This is a genomic window from Marinagarivorans sp., from assembly GCF_982758155.1.
In genome coordinates, this window is sequence record NZ_CEXWTU010000273.1 from 1 (window position 1) to 5958 (window position 5958).

6 protein-coding genes are annotated in these 5958 nt (G+C 44.3%); 2 read left to right on the forward strand and 4 right to left on the reverse strand.

The features are described 5' to 3' along the window. Positions 1 to 80 precede the first annotated feature (80 nt). From AC3A8L_RS19175 to AC3A8L_RS19190, 4 genes are all read right to left on the reverse strand, one after another. On the reverse strand, positions 81 to 1388 hold the full coding sequence (locus AC3A8L_RS19175) for a TRAP transporter large permease (protein WP_487963881.1): 1308 nt from the start codon (positions 1386 to 1388) through the stop codon (positions 81 to 83). Positions 1389 to 1391: 3 nt separating this feature from the next. Then, positions 1392 to 1898, reverse strand: coding sequence for a TRAP transporter small permease (locus tag AC3A8L_RS19180; RefSeq protein ID WP_487963882.1), 507 nt, complete (start codon positions 1896 to 1898; stop codon positions 1392 to 1394). 10 nt (positions 1899 to 1908) lie between these two features. Further along, complete coding sequence (locus tag AC3A8L_RS19185; protein WP_487963883.1) at positions 1909 to 2904, reverse strand: TRAP transporter substrate-binding protein; 996 nt, start codon at positions 2902 to 2904, stop codon at positions 1909 to 1911. A 402-nt stretch (positions 2905 to 3306) separates the two neighbouring features. After that, positions 3307 to 3804 (reverse strand): YgjV family protein, encoded by a 498-nt coding sequence (locus AC3A8L_RS19190; protein ID WP_487963884.1) that lies wholly within the window; start codon positions 3802 to 3804, stop codon positions 3307 to 3309. Between the two features lie 209 nt (positions 3805 to 4013). Here AC3A8L_RS19190 and AC3A8L_RS19195 point away from each other — a divergent pair, with 209 nt between their 5' ends. After that, complete coding sequence (locus tag AC3A8L_RS19195; protein WP_487963885.1) at positions 4014 to 5288, forward strand: sensor histidine kinase; 1275 nt, start codon at positions 4014 to 4016, stop codon at positions 5286 to 5288. Beyond that, positions 5278 to 5802 (forward strand): response regulator transcription factor, encoded by a 525-nt coding sequence (locus tag AC3A8L_RS19200; RefSeq protein ID WP_487963886.1) that lies wholly within the window; start codon positions 5278 to 5280, stop codon positions 5800 to 5802. The genes AC3A8L_RS19195 and AC3A8L_RS19200 overlap by 11 nt, the downstream gene beginning before the upstream one ends. The last annotated feature ends 156 nt before the right edge of the window (positions 5803 to 5958 follow it).

Here is a 5958-nt window from a genome sequence, read left to right on the forward strand (position 1 = left end):
GTTGAGAAAACAGGCGCCCTCGTCTAATTGGACAAACTATTATTGCCCCGCCCCTTAGGCTGTTTTTTTTGGGGTCTCATTTATGGTAACTCATAAAGTCCAAAGTATACGGGTAAGAATTCACTCAGTGCCGGAATGAAAATCACAAGTGACAGTGCAAAAATCATGGCTACGTACATTGGGAGTAACGGTTTAATCAGCGCGCCAATCGAGGTTTTAGCAACGCTACATCCTACAAACAAAACGCTGCCAACCGGCGGAGTGCACAGTCCAATACAGAGGTTCATAATCATAATAATGCCGAAGTGAAGCGGCGATAGGCCTAAACTCTCGGCAACGGGTAATAGAATTGGGGTGAAAATGAGCACGGCTGGCGTCATATCCATAAAAATACCAACGAGCAACAAAATGATATTGATCGTGAGTAATATCACGATAGGATTATCGGTAAGGTTGAGTAACTGAGCCGATAGGTCTTGAGGGATATTCTCGTAGCTTAGAATCCAAGACATGGCGGTGGATGTAGCGATGAGCAATAATACAATGGCCGTTGTTTCGCCAGCTTTCACGAGCAAGGGTTTTAAATCACCCCAAGTGATTTCTTTATAGACAACTAATGATAAAAATCCGGCGTATAGCACAGCTATAACACTGGCTTCTGTCGCGGTAAAAATGCCTTTAATGATGCCCCCGATAACAATAAATATTAATGCTAGGCTGGGTATGGCTTCCCAGCTACGGAGAATAATGTCTCTAAAAGTGGGTTTATCGCCAACCGGAAATTTCTTAATACGGGCATAGATAGCGCATACAACCATAAGAAAGGCGGCCATCAATATGCCGGGGATATAGCCTGCTACAAATAAAGCGGCAATAGAAACGCCACCACTGGCTAGTGAATAAATAATTAAGATATTACTCGGTGGAATTAATAATCCTGTTGTAGACGAGGCAACAGTAATAGCAGCATTAAAGTTTTTATCGTAACCCTCTTTATTCATTGTCGGTATCATAAAGCTACCGATGGCAGAGGTTGCAGCAACGGCAGAGCCTGAAATAGCGCCGAATAGTGTGCAACTAATTACGTTAACAAAAGCCAACCCGCCGGGAAACATTCCAATCAGCACTTTAGCAAACTCGACTAAGCGTCGGGCAATGCCGCCTTGCCCCATAAGCAATCCCGATAAAATAAAGAAAGGAATGGCTAAGAGTGAAAAGCTATTTAAGCCGCCGCCCATACGTTGGGCTGTTGTGGTTACCGCGGGAACAAAATCAATGCTTACTAGCATTGTGAGCACCGTCGAAATACCAATACTAATAGAAACCGGTGTTCCGATAATCAGTAGAAAGGTGAAGCTAATTATTAGGATGAGAATCGAGGGATCCATGACTTATGCCTTGTCGTTGTTTTTATTGTCTGAAAATGATTCAGCATGGATGAAATTGTCAAAAGCAAACCAACAAATAAATAAACCGCTTATGGGGATGCAGGCGTAAACCCAACCCATTGGGAAGCCCAGCGCCGCAGAATTCTGTTTAAGGCTAAGCGTAAGCGCCATAAGCTTGTAACCGCCAAAAACCATGACGGATATCGCAAATAAAAATGTAATGCACTGAATAAAACGGTTCAGCCTAACGCGCGATGTAGTAGATACGGCATTGATGACTAAATCTAAACTAAGATGCGAATGCTTACGGTAAGCATAGGCTGCGCCGAATAATCCCACCCACATCAAAAGAAACCGCGCCAGCTCTTCGGTGTAAGAGCTAGGGTCGGCAAGAATAAAGCGAGAGACCACCTGCCAAAGCACATCGATAACCATGGCAAGCATCAATAAGGCCAGTAAATTGGATAGGGCGACTTCTAACCCTTTTGAAACACGAACGACGATAGGCATTAGTTACACTCTATTTACGGAGTAATTGAATATTATGGATGATGTCTTTATTCACTTGAGATTGATCGCGGTTTGCATCTGAGTCGGGTGCCTGTACCTTTTTCTGGTAAGGGATTTTATCTGGAATGATGATTTCGACACCTGCTTTAGCAACCGCTTGAAGGGCTTTTTGGGTAGCTTCTGCCCATAATTTACGTTGGTAAATAACGGACGCGTCCATAGCCGACTGCAGCCAACCTTGTTGCTGTGCAGTTAGGTGATTCCACGTGTATTGGCTGATCAGAATAATGTCTGGCACCATCGTATGTTCATCAAGGGTGTAATATTTAGCAACTTCAAAATGCTTTGATGACCAAAAGCTGGGCGGGTTATTTTCGGCACCATCAACAACACCTTGCTGAAGTGCAGTATAAAGTTCGCCCCATGCAATAGGCGTTGCGCTACCCCCAAGAGTGTTCACCATCTGAATGGCCGATTGGCTTTGTTGAACACGAATTTTTAAGCCCGCTAAATCATCCGGCGTATGTATGGGTTTGTTAACACTGTAAAAACTCCGGCTACCGGCATCATAAAAGCCTAGTCCGCGCAGATAAACAGATTCGCCGGCTAATAAAATATCCCGCCCAATATCCCCATTCAATGTCCGCCAAAAATGATCGTTATCTTCAAAAAGGTAGGGCGTACTAAAGACTTTCATCTCTTCAATAAATTCTTCGAGGGGGCTTGAGGAGACTTTGGTCATGGCTAGGCTGCCTATTTGAAGTAACTCAATAAGCTCCCGCTCGCCGCCCAGCTGGCCGCTAGAATAGATATCAATGGACATGGCACCCTTTGAATTTTTTTCGAGTTCCTTCGCCATAAATACAATCGCTTTATGCACCGGGTGATCGGTATTCAGTGTATGTGCAAGTTTTAGCGTTTGATGATTCGCATCGTTTTTTTGACAACCTGCGAGCAATACGGCGAATGCCGACAGCGCGATAAAGGTGCAGAGTGATCTAATCATATTTTCTGGCCGCATATTTATAGTTTAGGTGCCTGTACATTAAGCATGCCCTGTTCAGTGACAAAACCTAGCCAAGTTACAAGGTACAAGGTTTTTTGTCATCTCGATGCAAATTGGTAAGGCCATCTTAGCGGCAGCGAGATTAATCCTCAACCTCTAAGGTAGTTTCCTGAGTGATAAAGCCAAAAAAGGATATCAAGAGTCAGTATTTTGGGGCTTAACCTTGTATACATGGGGATTTAGTGAAAACCTAATCGGATAAACTACCTAAATACTAAGGTTAAGAGCGGGGTAGAATGAAACAAATTGAGCTCGTGGGCACAAAAAGCTTTGTGATCGCGCATTATCATTGGTATGACCAAAATGGGCTGTATTGCGGGTTAAGCTGATTTTTTTCGCAAACTAAAGCTGCCGCTCTTTAAAAAGCAGCCGAATGGTATTCAAATTAACCACTAACAGAGAAAATTCCAATAATGTTCCGCCGATCGAACCAATAATTATATTGTTAATTAGCCAGCAAAGGGTGCCGCCAAGTAACGCAAGGCGCATTGCAATACCGGTTAGGCAGAATAGGGCGTAGGTACCAATGCAGCCACCAATAACGGGCAGTATATCTAGCCAGTTTTCTGCGGCATGCAGCCCAAAGCCTAGCAGTGTGACTATAAATGCATAGGCAATTCGCGGGGATGAGCTTCGAATAGAAACTCCTGTACGAACCGCGGAAAACAGCGCAGCTATAACCGAGGTGGTTGCCCCCATAAGTGCAAAATGCAGTACGTTGTTCAAGGTGACGGCTAACATTACATACTTGAAGCGCTTGTCATTTTTTTGAAAGAAGCAATATAGCCCAAGTGCAAAGCTCAGCATACCAACAGCTTGAGCCCAGAATAGGTCCGGCACAGCAGCGCACTCCGTTATTATTTATCCGGCATTCTAACTGTGATGCGTCTTTTTTGGTATTACCAATAATCAAGGCGCGGCTCTGTGTGGATTCACCCGAATTCACTACCCTTTTGCAGAGCAAAAAAAGTACACTGCTTAGCACGTTGTGGGCCGCGAGCGCCGTGCAGTGTTGTATTGAAAGCTCAAATTGGAGAAACCCCTGCCCAATGAAAACGCTACCGCACCAATCCCTTGGCTTAGCTAATGATCGTTTTTTGATTTTTAATCGGCTGCTCATTTTACGTGCATGCGTGTTGTGCAGTTTTGTGCTCTATACGGTAGGTTTTGCAGGCTACCCCACAGGGCTATGGAGCGCTGGTGTTTTATTGGTACTCAGTGGGATTTTCTCGGCAAAAACATGGTTGCATTACCGCGCGGAAAAAGTCATACCGAATGGGGCCTTACTTCTTCAGTTAGCTTGGGACGGCATTGCGATTTTGATTTTTGTCTGTGCAACAGGCCGTTCGACGAATCCTTTTATTTATTACTTGTTAGTCTTTGTCGCGATTAGTGCTGGCGTCCTTCGGGAGCGTATGGCTTGGGTTTTTACGATAGTTAGTATCTCAGCATATTCGTTACTGATGTACCTTGACACCAACCAGCATATGGCTCATATGGATGCTCAATTTAGGTCCCACTTGCTTGGCATGTGGATAAACTTCGTTGGCAGTGCAATTCTAATTTGTTTTTTTATCTCACGTTTAACACGGGCGTTAAAAGATAGGGAGCGGGCCCTAAGTTTAGCGCGCGAAGAGATATTGAAAAATGAGCAGTTGATTGGCATCGGCACCTTAGCGGCTTCAACGGTTCACTCCTTCGGCACGCCGTTATCGACGATTGCCATGGCCATTGGCGAAATTGACGCTATTCATAATGATGTTGAAACACGTGAGTGCACCGCGAGTATTAAGGCGCAAATAGATCGTTGTAAAGCAACCATGAAAAAGCTAACGTCATTAGCAAGCCATAAAAAAACACCGGTTCAAAACATAGCGTTAGAGACATTTATTTTGGAGCTAGAAGAGCACTTTGCACTGATGGATGCCAAACCTTCACCGTCATTTACCCTAGAAGTCGGTACCGAGAACCGCGACTTACCTGGCGGAATGTTGTTGTTTCACGCCATAATCAACTTGATTGAAAATGCCATCAACGCGGCCAATACGCGAGTTAACATTACGATTGGAATGTCCCTAGATTGTATCGATATACTGATTGAAGACGATGGCCTGGGCATTGAAAATGAAACACTTGAAAACTTAGGTGAAGCTGTATTCACGTCTAAATCAGGCTTGGGCATTGGGTTTTTACTGGCGAATTCAACGATAGAGCGGTTGGGCGGCAGTGTTCGTTTTTCTAATCCACGTGCATCTGATGCAGTGCCATTAACACGTGTATTTGTGACAATACCCTCGATAGGAGGGGTAAACCATGATCAATAAACTGTTTTATTTGGAGGATGATGAGGCGCTGGCTTACATGACAGTAAAAGCTTTTGTTCGCCGTGGCTTTGAGGTCCAGCACTATTCTAATATTGCTGATGCCAAGGTTGACGACCAACTAAATTATTTTTCACATGCGCTCTTGGATATGAAGTTAACAGACGGCAATTCTCTTTCTTTAGTCTCTAACCTTGCCGCCAGTCATCCTAATATTAAAATACTTTTGCTGACTGGATACGCAAGCATTGCAACGGCAGTGCAAGCCATAAAATTAGGCGCCCATAACTATATAGCAAAACCGGCAGCCATTGATGAAGTTATGGCGGCATTTGGTGAGGAATTCATTATCGATGACGCTCCCGAAGGCTCGATGTCTTTAAAGCGTCTAGAGTGGGAGAAAATTCAGCAGGCGCTATCAGAAAATAACGACAACATTACGCTTACCGCAAAACAGCTGAATATGCATCGCCGTACCTTACAGCGAAAACTCCATAAGCGGCCTGTGACACAGTAGGCTGCTTCCTCTGTGAAACTTACGCTGCATCGGTGCGACAATATGTCGCACTGACCGCATGGTCATACTTCGTTAAAGTTACAGCCTCAAAAATTACATTGATAAGGGGCGAGGCAATAATAGTTTATCCAATTAGGCGAAGAGATCGGCTTTCTT